The sequence below is a fragment of the Anabaena sp. CCY 9402-a genome (assembly GCF_963920945.1).
In the GTDB taxonomy this organism is placed as follows: domain Bacteria; phylum Cyanobacteriota; class Cyanobacteriia; order Cyanobacteriales; family Nostocaceae; genus Trichormus; species Trichormus minutissimus.
This window is the reverse complement of sequence record NZ_CAWUDL010000026.1, coordinates 1-19,721: the sequence shown is the minus strand read 5'-3', so window position 1 is coordinate 19,721 and position 19,721 is coordinate 1. Positions and strand designations below refer to the sequence as shown.

The 19,721-nt window shown below is 42.7% G+C and carries 18 protein-coding genes; 12 read left to right on the top strand and 6 right to left on the bottom strand.

Annotated elements, in window-relative coordinates:
• Positions 1-82: 82 nt before the first annotated feature.
• The gene (locus ACM0OR_RS11725) at positions 83-1,144 is read right to left on the bottom strand and encodes a hypothetical protein (RefSeq protein WP_414576343.1); all 1,062 of its coding nucleotides are present in this window, start codon (positions 1,142-1,144) and stop codon (positions 83-85) included.
• Positions 1,145-1,413: 269 nt separating this feature from the next.
• Here ACM0OR_RS11725 and cobA point away from each other — a divergent pair, with 269 nt between their 5' ends.
• From cobA to ACM0OR_RS11680, 9 genes are all read left to right on the top strand, one after another.
• Positions 1,414-2,967 (top strand): uroporphyrinogen-III C-methyltransferase, encoded by a 1,554-nt coding sequence (gene cobA, locus ACM0OR_RS11720; RefSeq protein WP_414576342.1) that lies wholly within the window; start codon positions 1,414-1,416, stop codon positions 2,965-2,967.
• A 64-nt stretch (positions 2,968-3,031) separates the two neighbouring features.
• Positions 3,032-4,189, top strand: a complete 1,158-nt coding sequence (locus ACM0OR_RS11715) for a DUF58 domain-containing protein (RefSeq protein ID WP_414576341.1) — start codon at positions 3,032-3,034, stop codon at positions 4,187-4,189.
• A gap of 185 nt (positions 4,190-4,374) precedes the next feature.
• Positions 4,375-4,740: a ferredoxin thioredoxin reductase catalytic beta subunit gene (locus ACM0OR_RS11710; RefSeq protein WP_190707050.1), complete on the top strand. Its 366-nt coding sequence runs from the start codon at positions 4,375-4,377 to the stop codon at positions 4,738-4,740.
• Positions 4,737-5,129 (top strand): DUF309 domain-containing protein, encoded by a 393-nt coding sequence (locus ACM0OR_RS11705; protein ID WP_414576340.1) that lies wholly within the window; start codon positions 4,737-4,739, stop codon positions 5,127-5,129. The genes ACM0OR_RS11710 and ACM0OR_RS11705 overlap by 4 nt, the downstream gene beginning before the upstream one ends.
• 207 nt (positions 5,130-5,336) lie before the next feature.
• Positions 5,337-5,831 carry an LptA/OstA family protein gene (locus tag ACM0OR_RS11700; RefSeq protein ID WP_414576339.1) on the top strand — a complete coding sequence of 165 codons (495 nt, stop codon included), beginning with the start codon at positions 5,337-5,339 and terminating at the stop codon, positions 5,829-5,831.
• Positions 5,832-5,859: 28 nt separating this feature from the next.
• Positions 5,860-6,588, top strand: coding sequence for an LPS export ABC transporter ATP-binding protein (gene lptB, locus ACM0OR_RS11695; RefSeq protein WP_323268406.1), 729 nt, complete (start codon positions 5,860-5,862; stop codon positions 6,586-6,588).
• Positions 6,589-6,715: 127 nt separating this feature from the next.
• Positions 6,716-7,831: an LptF/LptG family permease gene (locus ACM0OR_RS11690; RefSeq protein ID WP_414576375.1), complete on the top strand. Its 1,116-nt coding sequence runs from the start codon at positions 6,716-6,718 to the stop codon at positions 7,829-7,831.
• Between the two features lie 117 nt (positions 7,832-7,948).
• A complete protein-coding gene (locus ACM0OR_RS11685) occupies positions 7,949-9,178 on the top strand; it encodes a hypothetical protein (RefSeq protein WP_414576338.1) in 1,230 nt (409 codons plus the stop codon).
• 162 nt (positions 9,179-9,340) lie between these two features.
• A complete protein-coding gene (locus ACM0OR_RS11680; RefSeq protein ID WP_414576337.1) occupies positions 9,341-10,030 on the top strand; it encodes a M15 family metallopeptidase in 690 nt (229 codons plus the stop codon).
• Positions 10,031-10,072: 42 nt separating this feature from the next.
• On the opposite strand, the gene ACM0OR_RS11675 is transcribed toward ACM0OR_RS11680, so the two are convergent.
• Together ACM0OR_RS11675 and ACM0OR_RS11670 are read right to left on the bottom strand one after the other, a co-directional pair.
• Positions 10,073-10,546 (bottom strand): TspO/MBR family protein, encoded by a 474-nt coding sequence (locus ACM0OR_RS11675; RefSeq protein ID WP_190707135.1) that lies wholly within the window; start codon positions 10,544-10,546, stop codon positions 10,073-10,075.
• Between the two features lie 87 nt (positions 10,547-10,633).
• Positions 10,634-11,107, bottom strand: coding sequence for a TspO/MBR family protein (locus tag ACM0OR_RS11670; protein WP_414576336.1), 474 nt, complete (start codon positions 11,105-11,107; stop codon positions 10,634-10,636).
• Between the two features lie 228 nt (positions 11,108-11,335).
• Here ACM0OR_RS11670 and ACM0OR_RS11665 point away from each other — a divergent pair, with 228 nt between their 5' ends.
• Entirely contained in the window at positions 11,336-11,908 is a 573-nt protein-coding gene (locus tag ACM0OR_RS11665; RefSeq protein WP_323268410.1) for a DUF3611 family protein, read from the top strand.
• 39 nt (positions 11,909-11,947) lie between these two features.
• On the opposite strand, the gene ACM0OR_RS11660 is transcribed toward ACM0OR_RS11665, so the two are convergent.
• Positions 11,948-12,574, bottom strand: a complete 627-nt coding sequence (locus tag ACM0OR_RS11660) for a TetR/AcrR family transcriptional regulator (protein WP_414576335.1) — start codon at positions 12,572-12,574, stop codon at positions 11,948-11,950.
• Positions 12,575-12,717: 143 nt separating this feature from the next.
• Between ACM0OR_RS11660 and ACM0OR_RS11655 the strand changes: the two genes are divergently transcribed.
• Positions 12,718-14,013 carry a glycosyltransferase gene (locus ACM0OR_RS11655; protein ID WP_414576334.1) on the top strand — a complete coding sequence of 432 codons (1,296 nt, stop codon included), beginning with the start codon at positions 12,718-12,720 and terminating at the stop codon, positions 14,011-14,013.
• Between the two features lie 18 nt (positions 14,014-14,031).
• Here ACM0OR_RS11655 and murD read toward each other — a convergent pair whose 3' ends face one another.
• A complete protein-coding gene (gene murD / locus ACM0OR_RS11650; protein ID WP_414576333.1) occupies positions 14,032-15,414 on the bottom strand; it encodes a UDP-N-acetylmuramoyl-L-alanine--D-glutamate ligase in 1,383 nt (460 codons plus the stop codon).
• Positions 15,415-15,497: 83 nt separating this feature from the next.
• Positions 15,498-17,648 (bottom strand): glycine--tRNA ligase subunit beta, encoded by a 2,151-nt coding sequence (glyS, locus tag ACM0OR_RS11645; RefSeq protein ID WP_414576332.1) that lies wholly within the window; start codon positions 17,646-17,648, stop codon positions 15,498-15,500.
• A 723-nt stretch (positions 17,649-18,371) separates the two neighbouring features.
• Between glyS and ACM0OR_RS11640 the strand changes: the two genes are divergently transcribed.
• Positions 18,372-19,664, top strand: coding sequence for a glycosyltransferase family 4 protein (locus tag ACM0OR_RS11640; protein WP_414576331.1), 1,293 nt, complete (start codon positions 18,372-18,374; stop codon positions 19,662-19,664).
• Positions 19,665-19,721 lie beyond the last annotated feature (57 nt).

Here is a 19,721-nt window from a genome sequence, read left to right as displayed (position 1 = left end):
GTTAATTGTATTGGATTGAGTGGATAGTTTCCACTCAATCCTATTTTTGTGGCTTACGCTGTGATTAGACGGTTGTCTTCTTTTAACCTTTCTTTTTCAACTTCCAAGCAGCTACAATACCCAATAGCAATGTACTAACTACAGAAGTTGGTTCTGGAACAGTTTCCCAAACACCAACATTACTCGCGACCAAATCAATACCACCAACAGCATTGGGTGTATCTTGAGGGAATATCACAGCATTTGTCCAATCAAGCAGGTTAGCAGAATCACCACCGTCATTAACATCTGGAGCAAACAGCGAATAACCGTAGATAAGTCCTGTAATTGATAAATCAGATAGAGGAATGAGCAAGCCGCCTACTTGTTGGCTAACACTCAAAACGTTGCTAAAATCCCCTGAACTGTTAGTCAGAACTGTGGAATTCACGTTATTATCAGCAGCACCACCAGGTCTAAGGTTTGTTTGTCCCCAACCAGCTGCAATGGAAATAAGAGAGCCGTAACTTGTGGGATTTCCAGAACTATCAATACTTAAAATAGGGGCAATTTTAAAAGGATCATGGGCTGCATTCGGGCCACGGTCAAAAATTGCGATCGCACGTTTTTGGGAAGTTTCCACCCCTGTATTGATGACAAAATCAACCCTTTCAATATCGCTTTGAATACCGTTAATATAACCAGCGTTAACAAATACGTTGTCAGCACCTTGAAGAATGCTATTTTGGCTGAGAGATGCTTGAGCAGTGCTTGGTTGAGGTATCCGTACAGTTGATTCTGGATCTCCTGGTAATCGCTCACCCCAAACTACCTGTCTATCGTTAAAGTTGGCAAAGTCGTCTGTAGCAGGATAACCACCTCTTCTGATAGTGATTACAGGCGCAGCAAACATACCAGGAAGCCAATTGTTTGAGTTCGCAGTCAAACCTGTAATTGGTAATGATTGATTTAAATAGGTAACACCATTAACAGTTGAGTCTGATTCATCTACCAAAGATCCGAGACTGATAGAATCAACAGTGAATCCTGCAGCCATTACAGGTCTGATCGCAAATTCTAAAGTTGCTGTAAAACTTACACTAGCTACTGTAAATGTACACAAAAATGGTTTGAGTTGATTGTGTAATATTTTTTTTATTTGCATAAAAGCTGATATGGCTGGCAAAAGCAAAAAAATTGCTAATTGGCATAATGTTTACGAGTTGAATAATATCATTAACTTCTATTTAAAAACCGTATTTATACGTAAAAGTCTAAGATATTTCAATAAAAAAAATTACCTATTTTTATTTGTTGCGAGATAATATTTCCTTAACCTAAGAATCAGTCATAACAAGGGTTTTCACTCTATCGCACAATGATATTGAGCAAGGGATAATTTAAAGATTCTATAAAGTTAACCAATTTGACATAATGAATCAGGAAAATGGCAAAGTTTATCTTGTGGGTGCAGGGTTGGGAGATGCAGCTTATCTGACGGTAAAAGCTGATAATCTTTTGGCTATGGCTGAGGTTTTAATTTACGATGCCCTAGTTGATGAACAATTATTAGAGTGTGTATCACCTGATTGCTTAAAGTTGGATGTCGGGAAACGTGGTGGAAAACCTAGCACATCCCAGAGGGAAATTAATCATTTACTAGTACAGCACTGTCAAGCAGGTAAACAAGTCGTCAGGCTAAAATCAGGTGATCCGTTTATTTTTGGACGATGTACTTCAGAAATTGAAGCATTAAAGGCTTTTGGCTGTAAATTTGAAGTCATACCAGGAATTTCCTCAGCTTTAGCTGCGCCTTTACTAGCGGGGATTCCCTTGACAGATCCGGTTTTGAGTCGCTGCTTTGCAGTGTTGACAGCCCACGAACCAGAGGTTTTAGACTGGGAGGCGTTGTCACGGTTAGAGACACTAGTCATATTGATGGGTGGGAGACATCTGGGGGAAATTGTAGAGAAATTGCAGCGACATGGGCGATCGCACTTAACACCCATAGCCATTATCCGATGGGCAGGAACTTCTCAACAACAGATTTGGACTGGTCAACTAGGCAATATTCTCGAACAAACGGCTGGGTTATCGCTTTCCCCATCTGTCATCGTCATTGGGGAAGTCGTGGAGCTACGTAATTTCCTACAACCTGAGACAATATCCTTAAAGCATTCGACTACAGCTATGTCTCACAACCTACCTCTCACCGGTAAAACTATCTTAGTCACCCGTTCTGTTGGACAATCGAGTCAATTTAGCGATCGCCTCACTTCTTTTGGTGCTAAAGTCATCGAAATGCCAGCTTTAGAAATTGGCCCTCCTTCCAGTTGGGAAGCATTAGACAGGGAAATCAATAATTTATCTAAATTTCACTGGTTAATTCTGACTTCCACCAATGCCGTAGATTATTTCTTTGACAGGCTGAAAGTCCAAGGGAAAGATAGTCGTGCTTTGGCTGGGGTGAAAATTGCTGTTGTTGGTGAGAAAACTTCCCACAGTCTGCAACAGCGCGGACTCCAAGCCGATTTTATCCCCCAAAATTTTGTCGCTGATTCTTTAGTACAAACCTTTCCTGAAGCACTACAAGGGAAAAAGCTTTTATTTCCTAGAGTAGAAAGTGGTGGTAGAGAAGTTTTAGTTAAGGAATTTACCGCTAAAGGCGCAGAAGTTGTTGAAGTTGCGGCTTATCAATCTTGTTGTCCCAGTAGTATCGCACCAGCCGCAGAATTCGCTTTAAAAAATGGCGAGGTAGATGTGATTACCTTTGCTAGTTCTAAAACTGTCCAATTTTTCTGCCAATTGGTAGATAGTATCTTTACGAGTAATGTAGCCAATGCTTTAAGGGGAGTTTGTATAGCTTCCATTGGCCCGCAAACTTCAAAAACTTGTCATGCTTTTTTAGGGCGTGTCGATGTTGAAGCCGAAGAGTACACATTAGAGGGTTTAAGTCAAGCCTTAATTAAATGGGTAGAGAATTTTTAGCTCACGTTCTAGACACACGGTGAATTAGTGTGAATTTGCATCAGTGTTGGGTTAAAAAAGAAACATGAAAATGATCAAACCCATCACTAACTGGTTAGAAATCCATGCTAGTTCCCCTGCATATACCGGTTGGGTACTAGCGGGAATTGCTGTTTGTTTTTTTGGTGCAGCGATTAATACAATGGCTGGCTGGCTTTACGCTATTAGCGGCGTGAGTTTTGCCCTATTAGGTATAGCGGCATTTTTACCACCGCGATCGCTCACAGGTTTATCTGTCAATCGTCGCCCGATTCAACCGGTATCCGCCGGGGATGACTTAATCTTAGAATTAGAAATCCGCAATCAAACCAAGCAATCTGTCAGTTTATTGCAAATTGCAGATATATTGCCTTTTGTCTTAGGAAAACCAGTCCAACAGGGGATTGAATCCATCGCCAGTCAAGAAAGTTACCGTTGGGTGTATGACCAACCTACCCAACACCGGGGTGTATATCGTTGGCATAATGTTGAACTGGGTACAGGTGCGCCTTTAGGATTGTTTTGGAGTCGCCGTCAGCATCACTGTGAAGCTACAGCCATTGTTTATCCTACAGTCTTACCTTTGACTACTTGCCCTCTTGTAGATGAAATCGGACAAGCAGAAAGTAACAGGAGTGAGTATCGGGGGAAACCTTTGCAGACATCAACATCAGGATTAGTGCGATCGCTCCGTCCCTACCGTCTTGGCGACCCCACCCGTCTGATTCACTGGCGAACTAGTGCGCGTTACGGTGAATTGCGGGTGCGGGAGTTAGAAATAGTTACAAGTGGGCAGGAAATCATTATTGCTCTGGATAGTGCTAGTAGTTGGGAAGCGGAGAACTTTGAACAAGCAGTAATTGCCGCAGCATCACTGTATTTTTACGCACAGCGTCAGCAATTACAGGTGCAACTATTCACAGCCGCCACAGGATTAGTTAAAGGCGATCGCTCAGTTTTAGAAACTCTAGCAGCCACTAGATATCATGAAGATGCTAGCAACCTAGAATTGCGGCATCCCTTGATTTGGTTAACACAAAACTCTCTGAGTCTTTCTACACTGCCTCAAGGTAGTCGTTGGGTGCTGTGGCAAGATATACAATCAGCGACAGAGCAAGTAGTAGTTAATCGAGATTATCCTGGGATGATCATCGACAAAGAACAGGCGTTGCGATCGCAATTACAGAAACCCTTAGATTCATGAATGCTGACAAGTTAAACATTCTGGGTGAGACATTTCATCTTGATCCCAACATTTTAGCAATCTGAGCCTCAGCAAAAATTGTCGTCAAATTTAAAAACACTGTTTGGGGACATCTCCCCAACAATAGCCTAGTGTTGCTGCGGTACAATGCAAAGAAATATTTAAATTATGAGCTGCCGATCCCAATGATCTCATCAGAAGCGAACACAACATCCACCGATAAAAGTCTAGAGGCGATGCGCCACTTTTCAGAACAATATGCCAAGCGTACAGGAACTTACTTTTGTGCTGAACCTTCCGTGACTGCGGTTGTGATTGAAGGACTAGCTAAACATAAAGACGACTTGGGTGCGCCTTTGTGTCCATGTCGCCACTATGAAGATAAAGAAGCCGAAGTTAAGGCTACATATTGGAACTGTCCTTGTGTGCCAATGAGAGAACGCAAAGAGTGCCATTGTATGCTATTTCTCACCCCAGACAACGAGTTTGCGGGACAACAGCAAGAAATTGCACTGGAAACCATTAAAGAAGTGCGAGAGAGTATGGGATGAGCGAAACCATGCCCCCGGAGTATTGGCAAGGCGTAGAACAATTTAACTCTGGACAGTTCTATGCCTGTCATGACACCCTAGAGGCTTTATGGATTGAAGCTAGTGAACCGGAAAAAACCTTTTATCAAGGCATCCTCCAAATTGCTGTGGCTCTTTATCATATGGGTAATCGTAACTGGCGGGGTGCAGCCATTTTATTAGGAGAAGGTAGTAATCGCCTGCGGCGTTACCCATCTAGTTACGGTGGTATTGATGTAGATGAATTACGAAACCAGAGCGCAGTCTTATTACAGGAAATACAACTGATCGACTTAGATAAAAATAATACTGATAACCTTAGTAACAATCCAGCCTTACCCTTACCCAAAATTGTGTTGATTGATGATTGAAAATTAAAGATGACAGAACCCCGGTTTCTCAAAGAAACCGGGGTTCTAGATTTATGCTTAAGTGTTGCAGAAACTTTAAGATTTAGTGAAGCGTCAAAGCTTTAGCCAGTATTTAGCCCAATTGATTCCCGATTGGAGCTTTTATTTATGGAAAAAATGCTGGAGATACCTTAATATATCATCCACCATCCCGAATCTGAAATTGCTATGATAACCCGCTATCAATCTTCTTCAAAAATACGCCGCCTTGGATTAGCTTTGGTGTTACAAGCTACATTCTTGGGTACTTTAGCCTTCTCCAATCAACTACAAACAGCTACTGCACAAACAACAGCTGGAAATCGTCCCCTGACTATCCGCTCTGATATCCAAGAATATGACTCCAAAAATCAGGTGATAACGGCTCGTGGTAATGTACAGATGTTGTATCCTGCTCGCCAGATTCAGGCTACAGCAACTCAAGCCCAATATTTCAGCAAGGAACGCCGGATTGATTTCAGTGGTAATGTCTATATTTTGCAACAAGGCGGTAACAGTATGCGCGCCGAAAAGGTAACATATTTGATTGATGAAGGGCGATTTGTCGCCTTACCCCAATCTAGTCGTCAAGTAGAGTCTATCTATATGGTGGAAGATTCAGAACTTAACGCTGGAGATACTACACCTGCCCCCAAAACACCAGTATTCAAACCTGCTAATTAGCATCAACCATTAAGAAAGTCCGCAAATAGTGAAAATTGTTTTAGAAAATATTCACAAATCTTACGGCAAGCGAGTAATTGTGAATCGCGTCAACCTTTCTGTAGCTCAGGGTGAAATTGTCGGTTTACTTGGCCCCAATGGGGCTGGTAAAACAACCACATTTTACATTGCCACAGGTTTAGAAAAACCTAATCAGGGGAAAGTTTGGTTAGATAGTTTAGAGATTACTGGATTGCCAATGCACAAAAGGGCGCGGTTGGGCATTGGCTATCTAGCACAGGAAGCGAGTGTTTTTCGACAACTGTCAGTCCAAGATAATATTTTGTTGGTGCTAGAGCAAACCAATGTACCGAGACGGGAATGGTCACAACGATTAACAACTCTATTGAGGGAGTTTCGTTTAGAAAAATTAGCTAGAAGTAAAGGGATTCAACTATCTGGCGGAGAAAGACGACGTACAGAATTAGCCAGAGCCTTAGCAGCAGGGAGAGAAGGGCCAAAATTCTTACTTTTAGATGAACCCTTTGCAGGGGTTGACCCGATCGCAGTTCATGAGATTCAACACATTGTCGCACAACTACGCGATCGCGGCATGGGCATCTTAATCACAGATCACAATGTCCGAGAAACCCTAGCCATCACCGACCGCGCCTACATCATGCGCGAAGGACAAATCTTAGCCTATGGTACGGCTGATGAACTATACACCAATCCACTAGTGCGACAGTATTATTTAGGCGATAACTTTCAAGTTTAGGGGAACAGAGGAGATTTTACGCCCATTACGAATTACGAATTACGAATTACGAATTACGAATTAAATTATGGTGTCCAAAAATTTCCCATCTTTCTACAGCCTCAACTCATTGCTGCCTTTGACGATTATGGATCGCTACCTTGCTAGCGAACTGCTACCAACGTTTTTATTTGGGGTTGGGGCTTTTTCTTCAATTGGTGTCACCATTGATGCAGTATTTGAGCTAGTACGCAGAATCGTAGAATCTGGACTACCCATCAATATCGCCGTTCAGGTTTTTTTGTTAAAGCTGCCTAATTTCATCGTTTTAGCCTTTCCCATGTCTACACTGTTGGCGACTTTGATGGCCTATAGTCGTCTTTCGAGTGAGAGCGAACTAATTGCTATGCGAGGTTGTGGGGTAAGTGTCTATCGCATGGTGTTAACTGCGATAGTGTTGAGTTTTGTTGTAACTGGCATGACTTTTGTATTTAACGAACAAATTGCACCAGCCGCAAATTACCAAGCTACTCTTACCTTAAACGCCGCCATCAAGTCAGACAAACCAACTCTTAGGCAACAGAATATTTTTTATCCAGAATACCGGGAAGTTGTAGAGGCGGATGGCAGAAAAAACAGAATGCTGACGCGGCTGTTTTATGCTGATCAATTTGACGGTAAGCGGATGAAAGGCTTGACTATTATAGACCGTTCTACGGAAGGTTTAAATCAAATTGTGGTAGCAGAATCAGCCGAGTGGAATGGCTCGCAAAGTGTTTGGGATTTTTATAACGGTACAATTTATTTAGTAGCTCCCGATCGCTCTTATCGCAATATCTTAAGATTTGAAAAGCAACAATTAAAGCTTCCCCGCACACCCTTAAGTTTGGCAGAAAAAAGCCGCGACTATGGCGAGATGAATATTGCAGAGGCTTTAGAACAGCTAACCGTAGAAAAATTAGCAGGCGATCGCCAAAAAATTCGTAAACTAGAAGTGCGGATTCAGCAAAAAATTGCCCTCCCGTTTGTCTGCGTAGTTTTCGGATTAGTTGGTGCAGCAATGGGAACTGTACCCCAACGCACCGGACGCGGCACAAGTTTTGGTATTAGTGTTATTGTAATCTTTTCTTATTACCTACTCAGCTTTATTACTGGGGCTTTAGGGCAAGCCGGTGTCCTTTCTCCCTTTGTCGGTGCTTGGTTGCCTAACTTCATTTTCTTGGGAGTAGGTACATTTTTATTAATGCGTGTTGCTCAAAGGTAAATTTTAGGGGGAGAATAGGGAGTAGGTGACAGGTGACGGGGAAAAATTTAGACAAGGTAGAAAATCACTAATACCCAATTCCCATTAAATACACATTAAATTTACTTATATTTCATTATGCCAAATCGTCGTTATCCCCCTGCTTACTTACGCTATCTCAAAGCCAGATTAATGAATTTGGGGCGACCTAGTTTTTGGGGAACAGCAATTTTTCTATCTGTAGTTGGTCTAGTGATTCAAGAATATTGGGCAAACCCGGGTCTATTTGGTGAAAGGCCAGATAACGCGGTGAGTGCTTCAGATCCTCTAAGTGCTTCATTTTCGGCTGAAGATAGAGCGATCGCCGCAGATATTGATAATTTACCATTATTGTTTGGCACAAATGAACAATTGAGTTTGCCAGTACCTACAAATAATCCTCCAGACGATAAAAGTAAAAACTCCTTATTGGATGCTGCTAGTAAACAAAAATCTACAGATCAGCAATCAAAACCTATTGCTAATAGTTTTAATACCACAGCTACCTCTCAAAACCAGAACTTGTTTGTATCACAAACCCAAAGTCTATTAAGGTTTGGAGCGACTGATAATAATCATTTATTAGGTTTTAAATCTTTGGATTCATCGGCTGAATCAAGAGCAGCCAATGCCAATTCTCCGGGAGTAGAAACAGGACTGTTTAATCAAACTAATCAGAATCAAAATAATAACTCAACTAATCCTTTGACAACCGTTGTCAACTCATCAACTAGTCAAAATTCATCCAGTGTCAATAGTGAAACTGCATCACCAATTAACTCTGTAGGCAGTTCTTACTATGGGAGAGTCATACAAACTTCACCCAACATCATCTCACCTAGCCAAACTTTCTCGCCTAGTGGAAGAATCAATTCACCAACTAATTACATTCAGCCAAGTGGATACAATAACTTCAATAACGGTCAAACTTTTTCACCGAATACAGGACTAAATTCTTCCACAAATTATATTCAACCAAATACACCCAATCTTCAGCCTGGTGTTGACAATAACCTCAACAATCAGCCTCTTACATCTAGCCCAGGTTATGTCCAACCAAATACAACTAACATCCAACCGGGTTTTTATAATAACTTAAATAACGGTCAGGTTTCGCCTAACCAAGTACAAGTAACATCACCAGTCATCACGCGGACATCACCAATTATTGGCCCCTATACTATCCGCAATCCCAGCCCAGGTGTTGTAACAAACACGATGCCGTTAGTACCAAATAGTTATGGCAATTCCATCTGGCAGCAACCGAATCAAGTTCCCCAACCTAATGTTCCATACAATCCATATACTAGCCAACCCCAACGGAGATAAGTATTCTTGAACTTCTTAACTCTGTGTTCTCTGTGCCTCTGTGGTAAAAAATAATTTAATTAACCACAGAGGCACGGATACACAGAGAATAAAGCAAAAATTTTTCGCTAGTTTGAGTATTTATCTGAAATTTGTGGTTGTGAGTGAATGCAAACTTATCAAATGAGGCCGTATCATCAGATACCCATTCTGGAATGTGGTGAACGGCTGGTGAAGATTCCCTTAGAAATGTTTGCAGTGGAATCTCCTCATCCTTATGAAAAGCTAGGTGCTAGTTATGGGAATTATTCTCCTTATTATCTCCGCGAGAGTGTAGTTAAGAATTTAATTCAAGCCCAGAATTACCTGCAATTGCTGCGTCCTAATTGGCACATTCAGATATTTGATGCTTATCGTCCGGTGGCTGTGCAGCAGTTTATGGTAGATTACAGTTTTGCTACGGCATTAGAGGAACGAGGACTAACTGAAGCTGAGTTAACACCCAAACAACGCCAAGAGATTTGGGAAGCGGTGTATGAAATTTGGGCTGTACCCAGTATGGATGAAAAAATGCCACCTCCTCATAGTACAGGTGCAGCAGTAGACATCACGCTGGTAGACGAAGTTGGACAGATTATCAATATGGGTTCGCCGATAGATGAAATGTCAGAGCGATCGCATCCCGATTACTATGCTCATAGGGATCATCCAGATGCACACTACCATCACACCTATCGTCAGTTATTGTCCGATGTCATGTTAAAAGCTGGTTTTCAACGTAACCCCAAAGAATGGTGGCATTTTTGTTACGGTGATCAAATGTGGGCTTGGCTAAATCATCAAGCCACAGCCTTTTATGGACGTTTGTGCTGAAGTGTCCCCTATCACCTGTCTCCTGTCCCCTGTCCCCTAAGTTTACGCATCCTCTGGATTCATTTGCCTTAATTCTTCAGTGGTGTATGTACCAATGGGACTCCAAAGTAGGTAGGGGATGAGTAACAACGTCGCTAGCCCAGAAATTGGTAGGATACAGATGGCTAGCAACACTGCTGACATGAAACCACTTATACCAATAATTTCCCCAGTTTTGAGGCTGCGAAATCTTAGCATTAAAGGTATATAAGCTACAGTGATTATTTCTACTAGGAGGTATAAACCCATCAGTAGCCAAGTAATCACACCGCCTGGATTATGTAGCCAAACAAGATGAGCAGAAGCCGCACCGCAAATAAAAATTACAGTCCAGATCAGGGGGATAAAAGGTTCAAAAACTAGCCATCGGGGACGGCTCAACTGTGCAAACCATTTAGCATCACGCGGTGTGATGAAGAAACTACCTACTGCTACTAAGAAAGTTACAGCCCCGATTACCATCCAAGATGGAATCATCATTTTCCCAAATTTATCTTTTGTCAATTAATACACCGCAAGTTTGACAATTGATGATATGGGTTAAATCATTCGCTGGTAGTAACCTTAAGCATCTTGAGGATTAATTTTAATCATTTGCCAAGTGGTGTATGTACCAATGGGACTCCAAAGTAAATAGGGAACTAATAATAATGCTGCCCAACTAGAAACTGTTAAGACTGTAATGGCTAAAATAATACAGATAGTAAAACCTGTGCCACCAAGAACTGTACCCACATGAAGACTGCGAAGCCTGAACATAACTGGTGTATAGGCGATTGTGACAATTTCTAGTAGTAAGTATAAACCCATGAGTACCCAGGTCGGGTTTGTGTCTGGTTGGCGTTCCCAAACAATATAAGCTGACCATGCACCGCAGATAAAGATGACAGTCCAGATAAGAGGAATTGCAACTTCAAAGGTCAGCCATTTAGGTCTTTGTAAGCGGTTGAACCAGTGACGATCACTTGGTGTAATCCAATTTGCTGCCAATGCCACGACAAACGCTACACCTCCAATTACCATCCAAGATTTAATCATGTCTTCTGTTCCTTGCGATCACTTACGGCGGTGCGTAGCGTTTCAATATTAGTTATTCTGTCGAAATTATGTCAGATTACAGCCAAATTCCTCATCAATCCTAAGTTCGAGATGTTGTGTTTGTCTAATTTTATGCCTGGAGATGTGGCAGTGGTTATGTCTGTGGGTGGGGGTAAAGGCTGAGAAGTAAAAATATGCTGGTGATTGGGATATCAGGAAGTCAGATATATGCAAGCTGAAACAGAAACGCGATCGCTAGCACATAGTTCGCTGCATGGAATTGCCAAGACTATTAATCTCACAGGCTGGGTTACTTTTTGGGTGCAACTGACACTAGTTGTAGTTTCCGGACTAGTCCTGTTGTTTGCTTCCACTGGTCGTGACTTTACGGCTCAACCAAATGCTGGACTTGGTATTGGTATATTCTGGGCTATATGCGGAGTCGTGGCATTAATGTTTAGCGTGTATTGGGATTTTCGTTACACCCGCATCGGTAAGCGATTGGATAATCCTAACCCAACTCTACATCCTAGCAAGGCAGAGACTACTAGAATTATTCAAATAGGCATAATTGTAGGTTTAGTAGGGATTCTATTAACTATTTTAGGTGCGGGTGCAACCTTGGGAGTGTTGATAGCAAAATCTATTTCCCAACCCCCAGGGGTAGCCATAACTGATCCTAATAAAATTATCCGCGCCTTGGATGTGTTTGTAATGGTGGCAAACATCAATGGTATTGCTGCTCACTTTATCGGGACTGTAGCTTCGATGTGGTTATTAGAAAAAGTGCATCAACATTAAAATTAAATATTCAGTAGGCTGTTCTTGGAGTCCCAACTATCACTCAAATACCAAAGGCTCTAGAAATTTGAAAGCGATCGCATGAGCATCAGCAACACCCAGTGTTTTGAGAATAATTTTAGCGATCTGCTCAGGGTAATCTGGCTCTGTCCGTCCTTCCAGAATACTACGCATTGCCATCAACCCTGTTCCCAAAATCAAATCGATCGCTGCCTGTAAGCTATCAACCTGAAAACGATTCAGTCGTATGCCTGCTTCCAGATCGGTCATCACGCCTCTTTCTATGGTTTCACTCAGTGGGGCTGCTACTAATCCGATTCGGACAATTACCCATCCCCATGTAGAATCCTGAATCGATTGATGCAGAAATTGGCGAATAGCGATCGCCATTCTTTCGGCAGGGTCAGCGATCGCCACAGACTGCGCCCAAATCTTTTGATTCATCTGATCACTCAGAGATGCCGCAACCGCTTTCAGCACATCCTCTCGTGTTTGGAAATAGTTATAAAATGTTCCCCTGGCAACGCTCGCTTCAGCAATGATGTCGTCAATCGTCACGGCATCTGCTTCTTTTCGAGCAAATACTCGATAAGCTGCCTCAATCAGATTTAATCTTGTCCGTTCCCGTTTTTCTAAACCAATTGATGCTCGACGAGATGGCTTCATATTGCAGCATGAAGATAGCGATGATCCTAGTATAACTCACAATTGACACTCTCATCAAAATGACTATAATATCAAAATGACGCAGATGTCATTTATTCACACTGCCCAACGAACGCTAATCATACAGAACAGGAGTGTCATTGATGCGTATAGCTATCATTGCTTTGGGAAGTCGAGGGGATGTTCAACCTTATATTGCTTTGGGGAAGGGCTTAAAAGCAGCAGGTCACTTTGTGCGTCTATTGACCCATGAAAACTTTGACGTGCTAGTTAGTTCGCATGGTCTAGAGTTCTGTCCTATGCAGGGTAATGTGCAAGAAATCATTGAGACTCAGGAAATGCGCGAGCTTTTGGAGAAGGGTAATTTTTTTGCCATTACGTCGTACACAGCAAGATTAACCCAGCGTACAGCTATAAATTGGGTAAAAGCAGGTTTAGTAGCTTGTCAGGGCATGGATTTATTGCTGACAGGAGTTGGGGGACTGTTCGTTGGTCTTTCACTGGCACAGAAGTTAGGTCTTCCTTTGCTTCCAGCCTATGTTTTTCCCTTTACACCTACAAAAACATTTCCTGGTGTTCTCTTTCCCCAGTTTATAGCCAAATTCGGCGGTACTGTAAATTGGCTTTCCCATCATTTGATTAAACAGATAATGTGGCAGGGATTTCGGACAAGCGATGCTTTAGTACGAAAGCAAGTGCTTAACTTGCCCGTAAACTCATTTTTCGGCCCCTACAATGCCGCCCATCTCCATCGCTATCCAACTCTCTATGGTTTCAGCCCATCTGTGATTTCCAAACCATCGGATTGGCAGAATACCCATGTCACTGGCTACTGGTTTTTGGATGCAGCACCCGATTGGAGTCCACCCCCAGCCCTAATAGAATTTCTGGAAGACGGCCCACCTCCTGTGTATATCGGGTTTGGAAGTATGGGCAACCGAAATCCAGAAGAAACCGCCGATCTTGTCTTGCAAGCACTTGCACAAACTCAACAACTAGCCATCATCCTCTCTGGCTGGAGTGGTCTGCATAAAGAAAATTTACCAGACAGCGTTTATCTTGTGGACTCAATACCCCATTCATGGATATTTGGGCGTGTCGCGGCTGTCGTGCATCACGGTGGTGCGGGTACTACAGCTGCTGGTCTCAGGGCGGGTGTTCCTACAATTATTATTCCGTTCTTTGGAGATCAGGGCTTCTGGGGGCAACGTGTAGCGGAATTAGGGGTGGGAACTAAACCGATTCCACGTAAACAACTCACTGCTGAACGACTTGCACAAGCAATTCAAAAAGCTGTGACAGATCAGACTATGCGCCAACGTGCGGCTGATTTAGGGGCAAAAATCCGAACCGAAGATGCGATCGCAAATGCCATTGCCGTCATAGAGGAAATCAAAAACATAAGCAATGCCTCCCCACAGACTGGAAGTCTGCCTTAATAGGGATAAGACGGACTATTACAACCCTATACCCTCTTTTACAAATTCTAAACATAACTGCCGAAAGCGATCGCCTCGTACTTCAAAATTCGGGTATTGGTCGAAGCTAGCACAAGCTGGAGATAGTAATACTACAGATGCTTGATGTTGTTTGGCTAACTCTGCACCTCTAGGCACTGCATTCTCCATAGTTTCCACAATTTCATAATTGCTATAACCTACTGCTTGCAGACGTTGGGCAAATACTGGTGCAGCCGCACCTATGAGCAAGACAGCCGCCGCTTTAGTTTGAATACTTGCTAACCAGCCAATATCATCCCCTGGTTTAGCTTCTCCACCAGCAATTAACACCACTGGACTACTCACCGATGCTAGTCCGACTTCCGCCGCATCGTAGTTAGTGGCTTTGCTGTCGTTAATAAAATCAATGCCTTCCCAAGTGCAGATATGCTCTAAACGGTGGGGAACTCCAGGGAAGTCTCGCACGGCTTTATCTATCGCCTCTGGTGCAATCCCCGCCAATCGTGCTGCGGCTACGGACATGAGGAGATTTTGCTGATTATGCGCTCCTACCATCCGCAAAGCTGAGGCTTCAATGATTTTTTGGGGTGTAGAATCGGCTTGTAACTGCTCTACAACCCAATCATCCTCAATATAAAAGCCTTTTTCCCCAATCAGAAAGTCTTTACCTTTAACACTTGTCCAGTAGGCATCAGGCCAGTCAGTTACACCCACTTTTTGCAGATAAGCATCATCGCCGTTGAAGACTTGCAATTGAGACTGACGTAACAGCTTGGCTTTGATGTTGTAATAATTTTCTATAGTTTGATGACGAGCTAGGTGATCTGGGGTAAAAGTCGTCCAGATGCTAATCTGAGGAGCTAAAGACACAGAAGATTCTATCTGATAGCTGCTCATTTCTCCGATTACCCAGTCTGGTGCTTTTTCAGCTAAAGCTACTTCACAGGCAGCATAGCCAATATTACCACAAGCTGGGGCATCAAATCTAGCCGTTTGAAAGATTGCAGCGATTAAGGCGGTGGTGGTGGTTTTGCCGTTAGTGCCGGTGATTCCGACCCAAGGCACTGTTTGCAAATTTCGCCAAGCTAATTCCATTTCGCCAATTGTTTCTATGCCTAATACTCGCGCTTTTACTAACGCTGGGTTGTCCCAAGGCACACCCGGACTAACAACAATTAAATCGGGTAAATCAGCACCATCTAATTCTAGTGAATGCCCCAATTTAACGGTGATTTGTTCCTCGGCAAGTGCTTGTTGTTGTTTGAGAAGGATTTCGGAGGTGTTGCGATCGCTCAGAACTACCTCCCAACCTTCCCTTTTCAACAATCTCGCCGCAGCAATACCGGATTTTCCGAATCCAATGATATGGGCTTTGGACATAGACTGTGGCAGAGTTCCCTGGTTAAGCACTCATTATGTTACCGCTAATTGGCAAAAATTACACCATCTTTTGTTGCTTTACGCTACAGATTTTTTACAATTGCTCCAAAGTCGGCTAACACACGGGCGTGATTTCGCAATAATCCCAGCAAATTTAACCGATTCCGCTTAATTTCTGGATCAGGATCAATCACTAAAACGCTATCTGCACCATCGAAGAAATTACCCACCGTTGGCGCGATATTTTCTAATCCTGCTACTAATAGTTGATAGTTGCGTGATTGTTGTGCGGCTTGGGTTTGCGGTACTAGTTTGACTAAGGCTGCATAGAGGGCTGATTCGGAAGACTTTTGGAACAGTTCGGGACTGACTACACTTGTGGGGTCTAGCTGCTTGGTATCCAAATCACCTTGGGCGGCTAGCCGTGTAGAACGGTTCACGGTTTCGTAGATTTTATCTAGTGTACCGTCACGGCGGATTTGTTGCAGATATAAGGCGCGATCGCGCACGTCTAATAAATCCTCTAATGCCCTTTCTGTATATTCTGGGTCATTTTCGCCTAACACAGCGTTTACTAAGTCGTAATCAATTTGTTTTTCTTCTTGCAACAAGGTGCGAATCCGTTGTAAGAAAAATTCTTGTAAGGCTGTGGTTAATTGGGCTAGGTCTTTGTTGTATTGGGTAGCAAAGTCAGAGGCGATTTGTTCTAAGAGGGTAGCTAAATTGATTTGCAAATTCGCCGCCCAAGTAATGTTAACTACAGCGTTAGCGGCGCGTCGCAATGCAAAGGGGTCAGAAGAACCAGTGGGAATTAACCCCAAACCAAAGATACTAACTAAGGTATCGAGTCTATCTGCCAAACCGACAACTTGACCTGTTAAGGTTTGGGGAAGGATATCATCAGCACCCCGTGGTAAATAATGTTCAAAAATTGCTGTGGCGACTTCCGTTGATTCCCCGCTAGCGATCGCATATTTTTGTCCCATAATCCCCTGTAACTCTGGAAATTCATAGACCATTTGGGTTACAAGGTCGGCTTTACATAATAATGCTGCTCTTTCGGTCTGTTGAGAATCACTTGCAGTTAATTGCAGTTGGCTGCTAATTCGTCCTGCAATCTTAACTATCCGATCTATCTTAGCACGCAAAGAACCCAAATCTTCTTGGAAGGTGACAGTTTCTAGTTGGGGTAAGTAATTCTCCAACGCCTTAGATAAGTCAGATTTATAGAAAAACTGTCCATCAGCTAACCTGGCTCTGATTACCCTTTCATTCCCTACGGCGATAATCTCTGCTTTGTTGGGGTCGCCATTGCCAACGGTGACAAAATATGATTGCAGTGTAGTTGTACTCCCAGCCTTAAACACCGGGAAATAACGCTGGTGACTGACCATGACAGTAGTAATTACTTCCGTGGGTAAGGCTAAAAATTCTGTTTCAAATTTACCCACCACTGGGGAAGGCCACTCTACAAGGTTAGTGACTTCCGCTAACAAGTCGGGATACATTTCTGTACTACCGTCTAATTTCTGCACCGCCGCCTGTACTTGTTCTTGAATTAAATTGGTACGTTCCTGGGGGTCTACAATTACGTGAGCATAGCGCAGGGTTTTAACGTAATCGCTAGCATTGTGAATGGTGACAGGTTCGGGATGTAAAACGCGATGACCGTGAGAGATGCGATCGCTCTGAATCTTAATTGCACCATTTTCTAATGCAATGGGCAACACCGACTCATCTAACAAACTTACTAACCAGCGAATGGGGCGAGAAAACCTCACATCCCCATCCCCCCAGCGCATCAACCGCTTACCTTCCAAAGTGTAAATCCACTGGGGGACAAGTTCCGTCAAGATGTCCGCTACAGGCTGGCCGGGGATACTTTTCTGCACAAACACAAAATCCCCTTTTTCGGTGGGGCGCACTTCTAACGCTTCAATCGCTACACCTTGCTTTTTAGCGAAGCCTAGAGCAGCTTGGGTAGGCTGACCATCTTTAAAAGCTGCTTGGGCTGGTGGCCCTTTGATTTCTTCTTCCCGGTCTGGTTGCTGGGATGGTAAACCTGTAATCAGTACCGCCAAACGTCGGGGTGTACCGTACACTTCTACAGATTCATAGGCGAGGCTGTGGGCCGCTAAACTTTGGGGAATACGCGATCGCCATTGTGCGATCGCACCACTCAGAAAGCTTGCAGGTAGTTCTTCTGTACCAACTTCTAATAAAAATGCCGACATAGGACTCTGTTTTTAACGTTGCGTAGCTTAACTATATTATTGGTCAATTCCAACAGTTTACCTTGCCACAATGCTGACGTAGACTATGCCAAGCTACTAACGCATGACTTTCTTGCTAGTGTCGGTGTTTAGTGTGATGCGATCGGCCATAGCCAAATACTGGGTTCTTGGGGATATTTTGAAGTTGTTTAAAACATCATAAATTGGCGTTGCATATTGGCAGCATGAATTGAGATTTTTAATCAACGCTAAAGGCATAACACGCTTACAAATAATTTGACATACATAAAAATTTAATATTTGAATGAAAATTTGCCGAAAATTTTAAAGATTTGATAAATCACCCGTAAAAACCCTCAGGCATGGTGAATATAAAGCTACAATTATTGTTTTAGAAGGAAATTAACGATACCAAGCACAAATATCAACACCCACAAAAATCTATTGTTTTGATAATTTCATTTAGATGAAATCTAGAAACCAATAACGTTAAGTCTTAGAAAGAGATTGATATCCTATTCCTAAGTAATTTCTCTAGAGTAACTCGTAAATATTTGTATTATGTATTTCTATAATCACCTGAAAAGTAAGATTGTATCTCTCGATAAAAGTATGTGTGCTGCAAAAGTTTTCCAAAAACAGCCCTAAGCACTGCATCAAAACTTAGTTGACATTGACTGTACACGTTTTTTCAGGCTGATCTACAAAACTTATCTACAGCTCATGCAAATTCTGATTTATTCTTACAACTACCATCCAGAGCCGATTGGCATCGCGCCTCTGATCACCGAACTAGCAGAAGGTTTAGTAGAGCAGGGTCATGAAGTACGGGTAATTACGGGAATGCCTAACTATCCCCAACGAGAAATTTACGAAGGATATCGGGGTAAATGGTACGTTACAGAAAAAAAGAATGGCGTGAAGATTCAGCGTAGTTATCTGCGAATTAAATCAAAACCCAATTTGATAGATCGGTTGCTTTTAGAATTAAGTTTTATATTTACCAGTTTACCGCAAGCCTTTAATGGTAAACGGCCTGATGTCATTCTCCTCACAATACCGCCACTCTTAGTTTCACTACCAGCAATCTTACTAGGTCGTCTGTATAAATGTCCTGTAATCCTGAACGTACAAGATATTTTACCAGAAGCAGCTATTCGTGTCGGACTGATGACAAATAAGCTAATGATTCGCTTCTGTGAAGCCATAGAAAAGTTTGCCTATCGTCATGCTACTAGAATTAGCGTAATTTCCGATGGCTTTTTAGAAAATTTAGTGAATAAGGGAGTCAATCCGCAAAAGATGGTTTGTATTCCCAATTGGGTCAATGTTAATTTCATTCGTCCCTTAGCTAAGAGTAACCCTTGGAGAACCACTCACCAGCTAGATGGCAAATTTGTGGTGATGTACTCTGGTAACATTGCCCTGACACAAGGCCTAGAAACTGTCATCGCCGCCGCCGCTTATTTGCGCCATATTCCAGATATTAGTTTTGTGATTGTGGGTGAATCTACAGCCTTGATTCGATTGCAGCAACATTGTCTAGCTTGTGGTGCAGATAACGTTTTACTCCTACCATTGCAAAAGAGAGAACAATTACCCCAAATGTTAGCAACTGCTGATGTGGGCTTAATTGTGCAGAAAAGTAATGTGATTTCCTTCAATATGCCTTCTAAAATTCCCCTATTGTTAGCATCTGGCCGTCCGGTAGTGGGTTCAGTACCAGCCACTGGAACAGCAGCCAAAGTAATTGCTGAGAGTGGTGGGGGGCTAATTGTAGAACCAGAGTCTTCAGAAGCATTAGCCGCAGCAGTGTTGGAGTTATACAATGATTCTGAACTAGCGGCTACGTTAGGATATAAAGGTAGACAATTTGCTCTAGAGAAATTTTCTTTTGAGCAGGCAATTGAGAATTATGAAGATTTATTTTGTGATGTCATAGGTCAAAGACGACCAAGTTTAGATAAAGCAAAAAAATTGAGTCAGCAGAAATCAATTGTAGACATTTCCAAATAACCCCTGTCACCTGTCACCTGTCACCTGTCACCTGTCACCTGTCACCTGTCACCTGTC

What these genes read in the sequence shown, in the direction of transcription:
- ACM0OR_RS11690 (WP_414576375.1), top strand. Translation starts at nt 6,716, where the DNA reads ATGGATCGCTACCTTGCTAGCGAACTGCTACCAACGTTTTTATTTGGG.
- ACM0OR_RS11655 (WP_414576334.1), top strand. Translation starts at nt 12,718, where the DNA reads ATGCGTATAGCTATCATTGCTTTGGGAAGTCGAGGGGATGTTCAACCT.
- ACM0OR_RS11665 (WP_323268410.1), top strand. Translation starts at nt 11,336, where the DNA reads ATGCAAGCTGAAACAGAAACGCGATCGCTAGCACATAGTTCGCTGCAT.
- ACM0OR_RS11685 (WP_414576338.1), top strand. Translation starts at nt 7,949, where the DNA reads ATGCCAAATCGTCGTTATCCCCCTGCTTACTTACGCTATCTCAAAGCC.
- ACM0OR_RS11710 (WP_190707050.1), top strand. Translation starts at nt 4,375, where the DNA reads ATGATCTCATCAGAAGCGAACACAACATCCACCGATAAAAGTCTAGAG.
- ACM0OR_RS11660 (WP_414576335.1), bottom strand. Translation starts at nt 12,574, where the DNA reads ATGAAGCCATCTCGTCGAGCATCAATTGGTTTAGAAAAACGGGAACGG.
- murD (WP_414576333.1), bottom strand. Translation starts at nt 15,414, where the DNA reads ATGTCCAAAGCCCATATCATTGGATTCGGAAAATCCGGTATTGCTGCG.
- ACM0OR_RS11680 (WP_414576337.1), top strand. Translation starts at nt 9,341, where the DNA reads ATGAGGCCGTATCATCAGATACCCATTCTGGAATGTGGTGAACGGCTG.
- ACM0OR_RS11705 (WP_414576340.1), top strand. Translation starts at nt 4,737, where the DNA reads ATGAGCGAAACCATGCCCCCGGAGTATTGGCAAGGCGTAGAACAATTT.
- ACM0OR_RS11700 (WP_414576339.1), top strand. Translation starts at nt 5,337, where the DNA reads ATGATAACCCGCTATCAATCTTCTTCAAAAATACGCCGCCTTGGATTA.
- glyS (WP_414576332.1), bottom strand. Translation starts at nt 17,648, where the DNA reads ATGTCGGCATTTTTATTAGAAGTTGGTACAGAAGAACTACCTGCAAGC.
- ACM0OR_RS11725 (WP_414576343.1), bottom strand. Translation starts at nt 1,144, where the DNA reads ATGCAAATAAAAAAAATATTACACAATCAACTCAAACCATTTTTGTGT.
- cobA (WP_414576342.1), top strand. Translation starts at nt 1,414, where the DNA reads ATGAATCAGGAAAATGGCAAAGTTTATCTTGTGGGTGCAGGGTTGGGA.
- ACM0OR_RS11715 (WP_414576341.1), top strand. Translation starts at nt 3,032, where the DNA reads ATGAAAATGATCAAACCCATCACTAACTGGTTAGAAATCCATGCTAGT.
- ACM0OR_RS11675 (WP_190707135.1), bottom strand. Translation starts at nt 10,546, where the DNA reads ATGATTCCATCTTGGATGGTAATCGGGGCTGTAACTTTCTTAGTAGCA.
- ACM0OR_RS11670 (WP_414576336.1), bottom strand. Translation starts at nt 11,107, where the DNA reads ATGATTAAATCTTGGATGGTAATTGGAGGTGTAGCGTTTGTCGTGGCA.
- ACM0OR_RS11640 (WP_414576331.1), top strand. Translation starts at nt 18,372, where the DNA reads ATGCAAATTCTGATTTATTCTTACAACTACCATCCAGAGCCGATTGGC.